The following is a 14115-nucleotide window of genomic DNA, read 5'->3' on the forward strand; positions in this document are numbered from 1 at the left end:
TCAGTCGGCCCTGGTGCGGCGGAATTCTTCGCCGAGGGAATGCCAGATGTGGGAATAGAGTCGGCCGAACTCGGCGGTCTCGCGCACGGCGACGGGATCGCGCGGACGCGGGATGGCGACGTCGAAGTCCTCCTTGAGACGCCCGGGCCGCGCCGAGAGCAGGATGATGCGGCTCGCCAGCGTCAAGGCTTCGCCGAGATCGTGCGTCACGAACAGCACGGTCTGCCGTTCGCGTTCCCAGATCTCGAGCAGCGTCTTGTGCATCTCGAGCTTGGTGTGGGTGTCGAGCGCGCCGAACGGCTCGTCCATCAGCAGGAGCTCGGGCTCCAGGATCAGCGTGCGCATCAAGGCGACGCGCTGGCGCATGCCGCCGGACAGCATGCGCGGAAAGCTCTGCGCAAAGCCCGCGAGGCCGGCTTTGTCGACGGCCGTGGCAACGCGCCCGGCGCGCTCGGTCTTCGGCAGTCCCGCGATCTCCAGCCCATAGCCGATGTTCTGCTCAACGGTGCGCCAGGGGAACAGCGTATCGCGCTGGAAGACATAGCCGACCCTGGGATTGACCTTGCCGGTCTCGACCGTATCCCTGTCGATCAGGATTCGTCCGCCCGAGCGCGACAACAGCCCCGCGACCATGTTGAGGATGGTGCTCTTGCCGCAGCCGGATGGACCGAGCAGCGCGACGAACTCGCCTTGCTTGACCTCGAAGGAGACGTCATCCACCGCCACGAACTCGCGGCCGGAGGCGTTGAAGCGCTTGGAGAGTCCCTGCACGGCAATGCGCGTGCGCGCAGCCGCTTGTTGATCCTCATCGCGCGCAAGCGCGAGCCCCTGGTCTGGCGCGACGATCATTTGTATTTCGCCGTGGCCGTCTCGAGAAAGCTCATCTCGACCACATCCTCGTATCTGGTCTCGGGAATGTCGGTGCCCTTGCGGTACCAGGGCTTGGCGCCGCGCTCGAACGAAGCCTTGTCGATGACGCCGTCATAGGCCCAGGTCGACTTGTCGAAGCCGAGCTCGGCGCTGACCGCATCGGGATCTATCCCTGAGAAATATTTCGGCGTGACCAGCGCCTGCACCTCGGCGAGCGGCGCCGCTTTGACGAAGACCATCGCGCGGTAGATCGCGTTGACATAGGCCTGCACCATCGCCTTGTCTTGCTCGACCGTGTCCTGGAGCGTGTAGATCACGAGCACGGGCAGAGTCCCGCCGAAATCCTTGTCGAACACGCCGGGCATGGACGTGTCGTAGATCGTCCGGCCAAAGCCCTTCTTCTCGACCTCGACGATCCAGCTCGGCGGCGCCATGATGGCGTCGAACTGCTTGGTCTGCAGCGAAGGGAACATCGTGTTGGGCCCGCCGCCCGCGACCCAGTTCACCTTGTTGCCGAGCCCACGCGCTTCGAACACATAGGTACCGAACACCCAGGTCCCCGATCCGATCGCGGTCGCGGCGACGATCGGCTTGGCGCCGTCGGGTCGCTTGTAGTCCGCAAGCTTCTCGACCGAACTGATGCCGCTGTCGTAGAGGTCCTGCCGGACCATGATGTTGGCGTAGGAGCACACCATCTCGGTCGCGAGCAGGATCTTGCAGGGCTTGCCGCGCGCGCCGAGCTGGAGCGGATGGCTGGCATCGCCATGCGCGAATAGCGCCTGCCCCGCCGCCAATGTCTGGCGGCCGAACGTGCCGGCGTTACCTATGACGAGCTTGGAATCGAACCCTTCTTCCTTGAAGTAACCCTTCAGCTCAGCGATCATGCCGATGGCGTAGACCGGCGAGACCGGCCCGAACGCAAGCGAGACCTGCTTCGTTTCCGCGTGTAACCGTCCCGGCAGCAGCGACGCGCCGGCCAATGCAGTGCCCGCGATCAGCGCCTGGCGCCTGTTCATGCTCATGTGCTGCTCCTCCCTTGATCTTGTTTGATTGCGCTGCCCTGTCAGGACGGCGCGACCTTGATCGTCCCTGCCTGCCGGAGCGCTTCGATTTCCTTCGCAGACACGCCGATCTCGCTCAGGATCTCGCTGCTGTGCTCACCGATCCCAGGAGGATCGTAGCGATTGGGCAGGCGCATTCCGTCCATGCAAATCGGCAACAGCGGCGTCTTGGCCTCGCGGCCGTCAGGAAGCCGAATGTCGGTCAGGCCGCCCGACCCGCTGAGATGCGGATCGTCGAAGAGATCGCCGGGTTTGTTTACTGGGGCGTAGGGCAGATCGAGCTGCTCAAGCCGCGCGGCGAGATCGGCCTTGTTCCATTGCTTGAAGATCTTCGCGATCTCGGGAATCAGCCAGGGGCGATGATCGACGCGGTCATTGCTGGTCGTAAAGCGGGGATCGGTAAGCCAGGCTTCGCGATCGAAGGCGCGGCAGAACGCGTCCCATTGTTCTTCGCCCACGATGGTGACGAACAGTTTTGAGCCGTCCCTAGTATCGAAGAGGTCGTAGACCGGCCACGGGCTGTCCTTGATCGAATACGGGATCGAGGGCTGGCCGCTGACCACCTCACACATCATGGCCTGCGCCATCAGGAACACGTTGTTCTCATAGAGCGCGCTCTGGATGTAGCGGCCCCGGCCGGTGCGCTGCCGCTCCGCGAGCGCAGCCTGGATCGCGATCACGCCGAACATACCGCCCATGACATCGTTGACGGAAGCGCCCGCGCGCATCGGCCTGTCCGGCAAGCCGGTCATGTAGGCGAGGCCGCCCATCATCTGCACGACTTCGTCGAGTGCGAGGCGGTTCTCGTAGGGGCCAGGCAGATAGCCCTTGAGCGAGCAATAGATCAGGCGTGGTGCAAAGGCCGCGACGCTGTCATAGTCGAGGCCGATCCGCTTCAACAGCCCCGGCCGGAAGTTCTCGATCAGGACATCGCTGCTCGCGATCAGCTTGCGTGCGATGTCCTGGCCCATCGCGCTCGACGTGTCCAGCGCGATGCTGCGCTTGTTGCGGCAGTAGGTCGCAAAGAAGCCTGCGGCAGACCCCTTGAAGGTGCGGGTGCGATCGCCCTTGGGCGGTTCGACCTTGATCACGTCGGCACCGAGATCGGCCAGGATCAGGCCGCAGCTCGGCCCCATCACCATCTGGCTGAACTCGATCACGCGAAGGCCCGCCAACGGACGAAGCACCGATGCCGTCTCACGCGCAGCCGTGGTCATGCCGCGCTCCGCAGGACCTTGGGGATTCCGGCCTCGTGCAGATGACCGGTCAGATGGCTTGGCGGGATATGACGGGCGAGAATCTCGCGCGTCTGCATCAGGCGGTCGAGGTCGATGCCGGTGGAGAGCCCCATGCGCTCCAGCATGAACACGAGATCCTCGGTGACGATGTTGCCGCGCGCACCGGGTGCAAAGGGACAGCCACCGAGGCCGGACACGGCGGCGTCGAAACGGCGGATGCCGGCCTCGAGGCCGGCGACGGCATTGGCGAGGCCGGCACCGAGGGTGTCGTGCAGATGCAGCCGCAGCGTCATTCGTGTTCCGACCTCGCGCCGCACAGCGGTGACGATCTGCCGGATCGATTTTGGCGTCGCATAACCGACGGTATCTGCAAGCCCGATCTCGTCGGCACGGGCCTCGACAAAAGCGCCCGCGACCCGGCACACCGCCGCCTCGCTCACCTCGCCTTCCAGCGAGCAGCCGAACGAGGTCGAGATCGCGCCCATCAATTGCGGCCGCTGGCCCACGGGCCGGGCGTCGATCGCCGCGCGCACCGCGCGAAATCCCTCGATCTGCTCATCGACCTTGCGGCGCACGTTGGCCCGATTGTGCGTTTCGCTCGCCGAGATGACGAAATAGACGGCGTCGACGCCGGCGCCGATGGCACGCTCGCCGCCCTTCGGGTTCGGCACCAGCGCGCCGATAGTGGTCGCTTTGTGCGTGAGCGCATGCGCCATCACCACATCGACGTCGGCGAATTGCGGCACGACCTTCGGCGGGACGAACGACCCGGCATCGATCTCGCGGACGCCCGCTGCGGCGATCGTGTCGATCAACGCGCATTTGGCTTCGGTCGGAACGAAGATGTCCAAGTTCTGAAGACCATCGCGAGGCGCGACCTCGCAAATGTGGACGTCGGGCTCGCGCGCCATGTGGGTCTCCCAGATTGTATATTGTTGCGTAAAAGAACAATCTATGGAACAGTCTGTCAACCCCTAAAACTTGCGTGCACTTCAAATGAGCGCCACCGATAGTTCCCAACAGCGCAGCGACAAGAACGGTTCTGAGCGCGCCGAGCATCTCGCGGGCCTGATCATGGCGCTCGCCCGCCGCGAAGGCATGAAGGCAGGAGACCGCCTGGTCGAACAAAGGCTTGCGGATGCGCTGGACCTTTCACGCGCGCCGATCCGGCTCGGCCTGAAGGCGCTGGAAGCGGCGGGGCTGGCGCGCGGCGAACCGCATCGCGGCTTCGTGCTGGCGAAGAATCCGACCAGCGGCGCTGCCCAGCCGGCTCTCGCGGCCGTCAGGCGCAGCGAGCAGGTTTATACGACCATCGCAGGCGACGTGCTCGCGAGCCGGCTTCCGGCCGACGTCACGGAGGCGGAGCTCTTGCGCCGCTATGATCTGAGCCGCGCGGAATTGCAGCGACTGCTGGACCGTATCGCTGCCGAGGGCTGGATCGCACGCCTGCCCGGCTATGGCTGGCGTTTCGCGGAGACGGTCTCGAGTCCCGAAGCGCAAGCGCAGGCCAAGGCGTTTCGCGCGGTGATCGAGCAGGCGGCGATCGCGCAGCCAGGCTTTGCGCTGGCCCAGGAGGTGATCACCCGCCTGCGCGAGCGCCAACAGCGCGTCCTGGACGGCGAGCTCGAGAAGATGACGATCGGCGAGATCTTTCACTCCGGCTGTGAATTCCACGAAGAGATCATCCGCGGGGCGGGCAATCCGTTCTTCGTCGAAGCGCTCAAGCGCGTGAACTCGATCCGTCGCCTGTTCGCCTACCGCAGCTTCGCCGACCGTGAAGGCATGCGCCGTCACGTGCGCGAGCATCTGCGCTTGCTCGATCTGCTGGAGGGGCGCCACTATGCGGAAGCGGCCGAACTGATGACGCGGCACCTGCAACGCCCGTTAGTCGACAATCGTCATTCACGTCTTGCATAGGCTGTAAACACTGGACTCTATACACCTTGTGCGACGACCATACGGTCGAGCCACCCTGTGCCGTTGCCAATAGCTGAATGATCTTCGTGCCGCTGGGAGTTATTGATCCAAGCTACTATGGGTCAACGCGCGATCATCAGCCGACGTCAGCAGTGATGGAGAAGCTCATGTGTGGAATCCTCGTCTCGGTTTTGTTGCTTGCGCTCACAGCGGCCATGGGCGTTGGAATCTCGACGGGGCGAACCGAGCCCTCCTACTTCCGATCGGAGCGGGGGTGGGAGATTTGGACCTTTCACCCTTTTTATCGTTGGTCCGGCACTCTGCCAGAACGACCGGGGCTGATGCTGCGGGAGGAGACGGTGCCAGCGCAGCCCGAAATCTAAGCGCAGGTCTCGCCCACCGGATCCTCTACACATCCACCGATCTGCGCTGGAATGCCGGGATCTTTCCGGTGAGTGGGACACTTTACCTGCCCAACGGGGAGTCGCCGGGAGGCGGCTGGCCACTAGTCGCCTGGGCGCATGGCACGCTCGGCGTATCCGACGCATGTGCCCCATCTTGGACCGGACACAAGCCGCGAGATGCCACCTATATCCAGCGATGGCTCGAGAACGCATTGTAGCCACGGACTACCAGGGGCTCGGCGGACCAGGCCCAGATCCTTACCTGGTCTGGCAGGCGGGAGGCCGCTCTGTGCTCGATGCGGTGAGAGCCGCGTTGTCGGGGCATCCGGACAGGATCGCATCGAAAGTCTTTATCACGGGGCAGTCCCAAGGCTCAGGTGCCGCGATTGGAGCGACGATGATTTCGGAAAGCTACGCTGCAAATGTGCCGCTGCTTGCGACTGTGGCTACGGGCCTTGTATCGACGTTCGCGGACGCACCCTACAGACCGCACACGACCGCCATAGCGTCCCCGATCTACACGACCTTGATGATGCTCGGCGGTTAGCTGGCCGAAGGGGCCCCCACGGTTGACGATCTGGTCTCGGAGCCAATTCTGAAGGCAGCCCATGAGAGCTGCGCACCAGAAATGCGAGATGTCGCACGTCGGGAGGGCATTACCGCGGATAGCGTGTCCAGCCGATGGTGCAGGTTTTGGCGCGACTGACACCTGTCACCGACATGAGAGCAAGAAGGCTTCATGTGACCATGCTCCTCGGGCATCGGTTTCGCCGACACTACGTTGGTGCCGACACGTCAATATGCGCAGGTCGCGGCTCTATGCGCCGTGGGAAACGACGTCAATTGGAAGATCTATCCCGGTGCTACGCACAACGGCGCCTTGAACGCCGCCTTTCCCGATGCCTTGGCCTTCGTTCGCCGCGTGCTCGCCGGAGAAAAGCCGCGAAGCAACTGTTCCGACATTACTGAACCCGGTCCACCTGGCGAAGCTGCAACCGGCATTGCGTTAGCGACTAGCAACGAACTGCCACGATCGGCCATCGTCTGCAAGCAGAGGTCCATCAGGACAGTGGTCGCGGCCGCGGCGCCATTTCCGAGTCGAGGATAAGTCGACCATCGAGCCGACCATCCACCCGCTTCACGTATTCTGAAGCTTCCTCCATGTGCGCCTTCATGAGAGCACACACGCGCTCGCCGTCGCGCGCGCGGGCGGCCTTGGCGATCTCCGTGTGAATCTTGACGTTGGCGCATCCGAATCGCGTGTGCTCTTCCGGAGGCGTCTGGGTGCTGAAGACAACCAGGCGACGCAGCATCTCGTTAATCAGCTCGCATGCGAAGCGCAGGAAGGGGTTGGGGTTTGCGGCAGCCAGGATGTCGTGAAAGTCGAGATCGGCCTGGCGCTGACGAACCAGAAGCGAGGGCTCCTGCGAGGCCGGCTGGCATGTTTCAATGTTCTGCTCGAGCGCATCGAGCTGCTCGTCCAACAGAAATGGTACCGAGCCGGCAGCCAGTTCCGGCTCCAGCAAGCGCCGCGCCGCATAGATGTCCTCCATGCTGACTTCTTTGAAGAACAGGTAGTTCTGCAACAGTTGAAAGGTGCGCTCGAGCGGGACCTCCATGATCGTCGCCCCGCCGGTCGGGCCGGTGCTGATCGTGATCAGTCCTTGCACCTCGAGCGACTTAAGAGCCTCGCGGATCGTGCTCTTGCTGACCGAAAACAGTCGCTGAAGCTCCTTCTCCATGGGAAGCTTGTCACCCGGACGAAGGTTCTTCTGGGTGATCAGCTGCTCCTTGCCAACCCGGAGCCGTCCACACATGTCCCAACGATTGAAGCGAATGTAGACCGTCGTGCAAGGGCCATATTCACGCGAACAATCGCGGCATCGCGCACCCGATTGCAGCATGTAAACGATGCCGCTGATGATGCGCCGATCGTCGTCCCGCTCCGGCCCCGTCAGCAGATGAGGTTCGATGCGCGCCTATTGCTTGTCATTCAGCCAAAACAGACCCCACGCATTCTCTCGCCCCAAATCAACCACAGGCCAGAGAATCAGGTGATGCTAATCAGGTACAGACCCTAGTATGTTCATGAAAACTACTGAATGGCGGCGGGCAACATGGTAAGTTCATCCTGTCCGACGGCCACGATCTTATCAACCGAAAACCCGTTGAATCGCGCCATATCCGTATAAGCGCCCACATTCTGGAATTCAATCCAATCGCCTTCGCTCAAATCGCGTGGCAGTGAATACGAGAATCCAAGCCTGTCCATGCTGTCGCAAGTTGGGCCAAAGATGATGAAGTCCTGCCACTCCCCAGTCCGAATCGGCTGTCCCCCACGCCAAGCGCGGGCGGGGAGCAGAAAACATTGTCGGGAAGGTGAGAGCCCGCTGTAGATGCCCGCGCCGCAGTAGAGCGCCTCGCCTTTTCTTAAGATCACGCGGCAAAACAGCGAGATGCTATCATGAACCAGTGCTCGTCCGGGCTCACACAACAGTTCAACACGCTTTAGTGCATCCGTTCCGCGCACCAGTTTCGTGATCTCGGAGAGCATGCGCAAGGGAGAGTGATAGGGAACGTTCAGATAATGGCCGGGAAAGCCGCCACCGATATCGAGCGCTGTGGGGGCAGGAGAAACAGCTTCTATCATGTCGACGGCCGCCCGAATGCCATCCAGATAGGGATCGACAACAATCGTTTGGGAACCCGGGTGAAAAGACAACCCCGTGGTCCAGCGCGATTGCGCGTTGACGAGATCCAGTAAACGGCTCGCTTCGGCGGGCGAGGCACCAAACTTGCCGTTTAAGTCTAAGATGGCGCACGTCCTGCTACACTTGAACCGGACGTAGATTCGTAGTTCCGGATCATGCGACGGCAAGACTTCGAGGAGCTTCCGCAGCTCGGCTTCGCAATCGATGACATAGTCGCGAACCCCAAGATCGCGGAACGTCCGTTCGATATCGCGACGAGATTTCACGGGATTCATGAACCATGAACGGGCCCCGGGAATAGTGGAATGGACAAGGTGGGCCTCGGCCAGCGACGCCACGTCGAATCCGGCCACTCCGGCGCGAGAGACCGCTTGGAGAATTTTTGGCAACGGATTCGCCTTCACCGCATACAGCACGCGTCCTGAGAAATGCTCGGTGAATTCGCGCGTGACTGATGCAAGACGCCCCTCATTGAGCGTATAGAAAGCGTCAACTTCTGCCCCTTCCAATGACCTTACCAAGCTCATATTGGACCATTCCTCTCGCGACAGACGCGGAGTAGCCAGCGCCGTTGTGGCGTGCTGCGAGAGCAATGACTATGCCAGCGCTCCACGCGCATTAAACCGCCTGGTTACACTTTGAAACAGTTTGCCATGCGGCACGGCGCGCGATGTCTTGGATCTTACAACTTTTGTACAAGGCTGTGAAAAACCAGACAAAGATCGAGGGGCCGACGCATCCGGATCGTGCATCACGGCCTTAATCTCTGGTTGAAATTCGCTCTGCCTAAGACAAGGACCAGCTATAAACCGGGGCAGCGGCCGTCAGTTTGAGGCCAACTAGACCAAGGTCGGACTCAATTGATCCGCCAAGTGGGGGCGGCTGCCGGTGGGGAGAGCCGAATGGATACCCACAAGAATGTGCCTCTGACGCCGAAAGCTCGAGAGGCAATGGTCCGGAGCGTGAGCGAAGGCGGCTCTTGCCCTTGGTGCGGACTCGATATGGCGCGCAGGGCCCGCGGACATCATCTGGGGTCGAAAGACAACACCGATTCACGAGCTCGGGCGGTCGATGTGCTGCCGGCATTCTCTGAGCTACAACACTATCCTTTCAAGCGCAGGCATCTGGTGCGCTGCGCGCCAACAAAACACCGATCATCCAAAACCCGATCAGCGACGCCGATCGCGATCGCTGGCGTTGTCCGCGGGGCTTCATGGACACGACAAAGATTGTAATGGGCCCACGTACAGGTTCACGGCTGCGCCGTAGTGATCCAGCTTTTGAGATGGCGGGTCGCGCGAACTCGCTTTCTTGGTTCATGCGGAGCACAAGGTGCTCCACATAGTTGATCGAAATGTTCTAGATCATTTCGGGAAAATGAGGAAGATGTGGTCCAACATTCACTGTTTTCCCCTGTCAAACAGCTCCTTCACCCACGGCGAGTGATGATGCTCCTGAAAAATCAGACTGATTTCTTTTCGCGGGCGCGTGACGCCCGCGCAAAACAGGCGACGTGCCTCGCGAAGGCGGCCGACTCTCCCTTCGTCGTTGGGTGCACACAAGACGGCATTACCTCGTTGCGTTATCGTAACGATGCGTATGACACGGATTATGTCCTGCCTGGAGCCGTGCTGGGGGCGGCTCACGCTAGAGTTCGGCGTGCCGGATCCGAGTGGCGAAGCCGATGCATAGCGCGGCCCTTGAACTAGGAGCCCGCGATGCCGGCGTCCTTCTCACGACCCGACTCGCAGTCGACGAGGGTGGATTGAACTGGGAGATCGTGCTGCGGAACGACGGCATGGCGTCCGTCGTGATTTCCCCGAGATCGGTCAGCTTCTCGAAAGCTAAGGTTGCGACCATGCGAACGTGATCTCTCGATCACGATGCTGCCAATGACCGAAGTGGTTACGAACCTAACGAAGGAACAGGCGGATCGTGCCTATATTCTCGAATTCTCGTGGAAGGAGAACTATATGGATATGAACCCGATCAACGGTGCCGGCTCGCATGGGTCGCCAGGCCTCGAGGAATTGAATCAAGAGGATCAGGATCTACTCAGGCAAATTCTTAGTGAAACCGGTCCATCATCGTCCGCCGCTCCAGAGGAGGTGGTATATGATGTCTCCCACGCTGCTCCGCGGGAATTCCGGCACCGCTCCGAAGCACGACCGATGCCAGATCGCATGATTGATCGATTGAGCCACTTGGGTCTCGTGCCTGATGCAGAGCAGCCGACGATGACCTACGATATTCGGGGACACCAGTACACAGCTGCCTTCGACCCGTCGGGGCACGTTCGTCTCATTCACAACCCTCCGGAAGCCCAAGCGCTTGGAGCCGGGCAGGCGGGAGTGCCGGATTTCGGAGCGTTCTTCATTGAGGCCCGGGACCATGGTGCTGTCGTCCCAGACCAATGGGCTCCGTTGGCCCTAATTGAAAAGCTGCGTGACGAAGGACTCATGCCTAGCGCAAACCACCCGACGTCCATTTTCCTCAATGGCAAGCCTTACAATGCCGAGTTAGCCGAAGGAGGGTTCGTTAGGCTTACGCGGCGGCAACAATGAGACTCTTGTACGGCAGCTGAGCCAAAGGCGCTGGACTGGAGCTTTGTACACAGCCAGCTTGAACTACGTCGACAATTCACCGTGTGCCGGTGAATTGTCCGCGTTGCAGAAGCTTCACATTCTCCGACCGCTTGGAGCATAAGCTGCCGGACTTGAGTTGACAGCGCAGCCTCATCTCGTGGAAGCTGCGCATGTTCATGCCGACCAATGAGACCGGTGCCGCGGTGCTGGCAAATGTGCTCGACCATTATCCGGTCGCCCGCGTCAGTGAGCGGGAAGCCGCCTGATGGCCCGCGACAACGCGTCCGGAACTGGCCCGCCGTCTCGCGCGTGACGCCGAGGCTGTGTGCCGCCATTACCTGTCCAACGGGCGGCGTCAGGGCCGCTATTGGACAGTAGGACGTCCGCAATACTCCAGGCCGGTCGATGTTCGTCCGGCTCAGCGGACCGGAATCTGGTCCTGGCGCCGCCGGGCACGGGCGAGATGCCGCCTCGGCCGAACATGGCGACCTCCTCGACGTGATCCGCGAGAGCTGCGGTTTCATCAATTTTCGCGATGTCGCCAATGAGGCCCGACGCTTTCTGAATCTGTCGCGTCCAGAACTGGAGGTAGAGCTAAATCGGCCCCCGTCACGAAAATCGCCCGCGCCACTCGGGTCGCCAGAGGCGGCGACGACTCTTCGGCATGTCGCAGCCGATCACTGGCACACTCGTAGGGGCGTATCTCCGCAATCGCGGCATTACGGCTTTGCACGAAACCGGATGTTTGCGTTTTCACCCGCGTTGCTACCACCGGCCCGATGACCACAGCCCGACCGAGACCCGGCCGGCGATGATCGCCGCCGTCCCGATCTTCGCGGTCACCTGACCGGCGCGCATCGCACCTGGCTTGACCCCGGTGGCTTCAGCGAGACGACGCTCGGCAAGGCGCGGATCGACACGCCGAAACGGGGCGATTGGCGACCTGCTTGGTCACGCCGTTCGATTTGACGTAGCCGGCGAAGTGATGGCGGCCGGCGAGGGCATCGAGACGATGCTGTCGCTCCGCTGTGCTTTGCCGACCATGCCGATGGCCGCAGCCCTCTCGGCGGCGCATCTTTCTGCAATCCTCTTTCCGGACACGCTCCGCCGGCTCTACATCGCGCGTGATGACGATCCTGCCGGTGACAGCGCCATGACGACCTTGATCGATCGAGCGCAGGCGGCCGGGATCGAAGCAATCGTGATCTCGCCGCGACTCGCCTCGTTGGCCTGATCTGGCCGAAGACCGGCTGCGCCTCGATCGTCTGAGCCGCAACGCCGCCGGTTGAGACTTTCTTCCTCTGGGCTAACGCCCATTCCTCGCGAGACAAGAAAGTCCCCCGTCGGCGTCCTCCGCTTAACGCTCCGGCCCGCGAGAAAGCGGGTGCGTCGCCGATCGTCTTTGGCCCTCAGATCGCCATCGAGGCCGCGGTGGTCGCGGAGCTCGAAACAACTCAGGGAGAAGTGACATGGCTAGCATCGGTTCCTTCAAAAAGGTCGGCAACGATTTCCAGGGTGAGATCGTCACACTGAGTCTGCAAGCCAGGGGTCCGCATCGTCCCCGAGACCACCGCTCGAACGAGAACGCTCCCAGCCACCGCGTCTATGTGGGCCGGATTGAGATCGGGGCCGCCTGGACCAAGCACTCAAACGGGGCCGCGACTATCTGGGCTTCAAGCTCGACGATCCGAGCTTCACTGCTCCGATCTTCGCCAACCTCTTTGCCGACGAGGAAGGTGAGGGCTTCAGCCTGATCTGGTCGCGCCCCAGCCGTCGCAACGGCGACTGACACGATCCAAAAATGCCTCGCCCGGTTAGTCCGGGCGTGCATTACCTTGCGCAGGAGCCGGGGCGATCTTGCGGCATCGTCGCACCACGACCATGTGAGCTTCGCAGGATGGACGCACTGATTGCCTCAAGGAGCTTCAGTCGCAAGCAACCGAGGGCGCGTCGTCGTGCTTGAGGTGTCGCTTTCGGACATTGTAACTCACCAGCCAGATCACGCCGACTGCGATAGGCACGAAGGCTGCGGTCAGAAACGAGGGCTCTACTCGCAGTCCGACGTCATGCGCGCCCTTGGCAAGATAGCTAAACAAGCTGACCACATAATATCCTATCGCCCCGACGGATAATCCTTCGACCGTGCACTGCAGCCGAAGTTGCTGTCTCGCGCGCTCGTTGATAGCCTGCAACAGGTCACGATGTTGTCGCTCGATTTCGACGTCGACACGGGTCCGCAACAGATCGGCGGCACGCGCGAGCTTGACTGACAGAGCCGCCTGACGATCCTCTACGGTCGCGCAGGTTCGCATTGCGGGCGCCATGCGGCGCGCCAAAAACGACGACCAGGTTGGATAACCCGAGACATCGTTGCCTTCGATGATGGACAGTCGCGATTGGACCAGCTCGTTGTAGGCCCTGCTGGCGCCGAAGCGAAACAGGCTGCCGGTCGCGCCTTTTTCGAAGGAGGCGGCCAGCGCCGTCAGTTCGGCAAGCAGATGGTTGTTGAACTGCAGCCCCTCACCGCTTTGCATTTTTTCGAGCGCCTCAACAAGACGGCGGTCGATGCGATCAACGGAAGGTGCAAGCTCAAGGGCCGCCGACAGGCCAAGCAGCGCCAGCGGACGGTAGGTCTCGATCTCCAGGAGCCGTTGCACCAGCGCTCCGAGATCGTGCGACGTCAATCCGAGGTCGCAGACGAGGATTTTCGTAAAGCCTTTCTCGTCTACGCGGAAGTCTGAGGCGGCAACACCTGCGCCGCTCTTTGTGGCAACCATGGCCAGGCTGTTCTTGTCAAAAACCTGTTCGGCGCGCCTGGTCGGCGAGGCGTCCTGCTCCACTTCTAGCCTGATCGCGACCAGCAACTGTCCGGTCTGACGCAACGCGTGGATCAGCGATCGGACGGTACCATCAACTTTGTCAAATCGGTCTGCGGCAGAACCATTTGTGTTACTCCAGATCCAGGTGAACGTTGTGAATTCCGAATGCTGCTCCCAGCGTAGCGTAGCGGACCCGATGACAATCTGATGAAGTTTCGCCGATTGCTCAGGTGGCGGAAGATTGCGCTCGAGGCAAAAATCGATAAAACGGCAGCGATCGCTTGTGGCCGCCTCACCCTGTGCAAGAAAAGCCAAGTGGATCACGCTGAATGGCGAAACAAGGCGCGTGAAAGGGCGTGCGTGCACTTCGCCGAGCACGGCGTCGCGTTGCGGATGTGGCGTGAAGGTTCGCAGATCCAATTCATCGACCATGTATTGACGCCTCTCGTCAGGGTGAGCAAGCAGCCGTCAGCCGCGCGAGGCCGTGGCAAGCAGGAGCGTCTTCCGTTC

Annotated in this window: 10 protein-coding genes and 3 pseudogenes; 5 read left to right on the top strand and 8 right to left on the bottom strand. The window is 61.5% G+C overall.

Annotated elements, in window-relative coordinates; translation table 11 throughout:
- Genes ACNJYD_RS10900 through ACNJYD_RS10915 form a run of 4 tightly spaced genes read right to left on the bottom strand, consistent with a single transcriptional unit; the run spans position 1 to position 4080 of the window.
- Entirely contained in the window at positions 1–849 is an 849-nt protein-coding gene (locus tag ACNJYD_RS10900) for an ABC transporter ATP-binding protein (RefSeq protein ID WP_439366357.1), read from the bottom strand.
- Positions 846–1892, bottom strand: coding sequence for an ABC transporter substrate-binding protein (locus tag ACNJYD_RS10905; protein WP_439366359.1), 1047 nt, complete (start codon positions 1890–1892; stop codon positions 846–848). The genes ACNJYD_RS10900 and ACNJYD_RS10905 overlap by 4 nt, the downstream gene beginning before the upstream one ends.
- Positions 1893–1933: 41 nt before the next feature.
- Positions 1934–3148: a CaiB/BaiF CoA transferase family protein gene (locus ACNJYD_RS10910; RefSeq protein ID WP_439366361.1), complete on the bottom strand. Its 1215-nt coding sequence runs from the start codon at positions 3146–3148 to the stop codon at positions 1934–1936.
- The gene (locus ACNJYD_RS10915; RefSeq protein WP_439366362.1) at positions 3145–4080 is read right to left on the bottom strand and encodes a hydroxymethylglutaryl-CoA lyase; all 936 of its coding nucleotides are present in this window, start codon (positions 4078–4080) and stop codon (positions 3145–3147) included. Before ACNJYD_RS10915 ends, ACNJYD_RS10910 begins: the two co-directional genes overlap by 4 nt.
- A gap of 163 nt (positions 4081–4243) precedes the next feature.
- On the opposite strand from ACNJYD_RS10915, the gene ACNJYD_RS10920 reads away from it, so the two are divergent.
- Both ACNJYD_RS10920 and ACNJYD_RS10925 read left to right on the top strand, forming a co-directional pair.
- Positions 4244–5086, top strand: coding sequence for a GntR family transcriptional regulator (locus ACNJYD_RS10920; RefSeq protein ID WP_439366364.1), 843 nt, complete (start codon positions 4244–4246; stop codon positions 5084–5086).
- A 600-nt stretch (positions 5087–5686) separates the two neighbouring features.
- The gene (locus tag ACNJYD_RS10925) at positions 5687–6037 is read left to right on the top strand and encodes a lipase family protein (RefSeq protein WP_439366366.1); all 351 of its coding nucleotides are present in this window, start codon (positions 5687–5689) and stop codon (positions 6035–6037) included.
- A 514-nt stretch (positions 6038–6551) separates the two neighbouring features.
- On the opposite strand, the gene ACNJYD_RS10930 is transcribed toward ACNJYD_RS10925, so the two are convergent.
- The 3 genes and pseudogenes from ACNJYD_RS10930 to ACNJYD_RS10940 form a co-directional block, all read right to left on the bottom strand.
- Positions 6552–7307, bottom strand: coding sequence for a FadR/GntR family transcriptional regulator (locus ACNJYD_RS10930; RefSeq protein ID WP_439367459.1), 756 nt, complete (start codon positions 7305–7307; stop codon positions 6552–6554).
- Positions 7299–7463: pseudogene (locus ACNJYD_RS10935) on the bottom strand (transposase); the annotation flags it as partial. The gene ACNJYD_RS10930 and the pseudogene ACNJYD_RS10935, both read right to left, overlap by 9 nt.
- A 122-nt stretch (positions 7464–7585) precedes the next feature.
- A complete protein-coding gene (locus tag ACNJYD_RS10940; RefSeq protein ID WP_439366368.1) occupies positions 7586–8728 on the bottom strand; it encodes a hypothetical protein in 1143 nt (380 codons plus the stop codon).
- 1365 nt (positions 8729–10093) lie between these two features.
- Between ACNJYD_RS10940 and ACNJYD_RS10945 the strand changes: the two genes are divergently transcribed.
- The 3 genes and pseudogenes from ACNJYD_RS10945 to ACNJYD_RS10955 all read left to right on the top strand — a co-directional run bounded on the left by ACNJYD_RS10945 (position 10094) and on the right by ACNJYD_RS10955 (position 12575).
- A complete protein-coding gene (locus ACNJYD_RS10945; RefSeq protein ID WP_439366370.1) occupies positions 10094–10765 on the top strand; it encodes a hypothetical protein in 672 nt (223 codons plus the stop codon).
- Positions 10766–11051: 286 nt separating this feature from the next.
- Positions 11052–12005 (top strand): annotated as a pseudogene (locus ACNJYD_RS10950) (DUF7146 domain-containing protein); the annotation flags it as partial.
- Positions 12006–12255: 250 nt separating this feature from the next.
- A pseudogene (locus ACNJYD_RS10955) lies at positions 12256–12575 on the top strand (DUF736 domain-containing protein).
- Positions 12576–12711: 136 nt separating this feature from the next.
- Here the strand turns inward: ACNJYD_RS10955 and ACNJYD_RS10960 are convergent.
- Positions 12712–14037 (bottom strand): DUF3422 family protein, encoded by a 1326-nt coding sequence (locus ACNJYD_RS10960; RefSeq protein WP_439366372.1) that lies wholly within the window; start codon positions 14035–14037, stop codon positions 12712–12714.
- Positions 14038–14115: the final 78 nt, after the last annotated feature.

The organism is Bradyrhizobium sp. SPXBL-02 (assembly GCF_051853065.1).
Classification (GTDB): Bacteria; Pseudomonadota; Alphaproteobacteria; order Rhizobiales; family Xanthobacteraceae; genus Bradyrhizobium.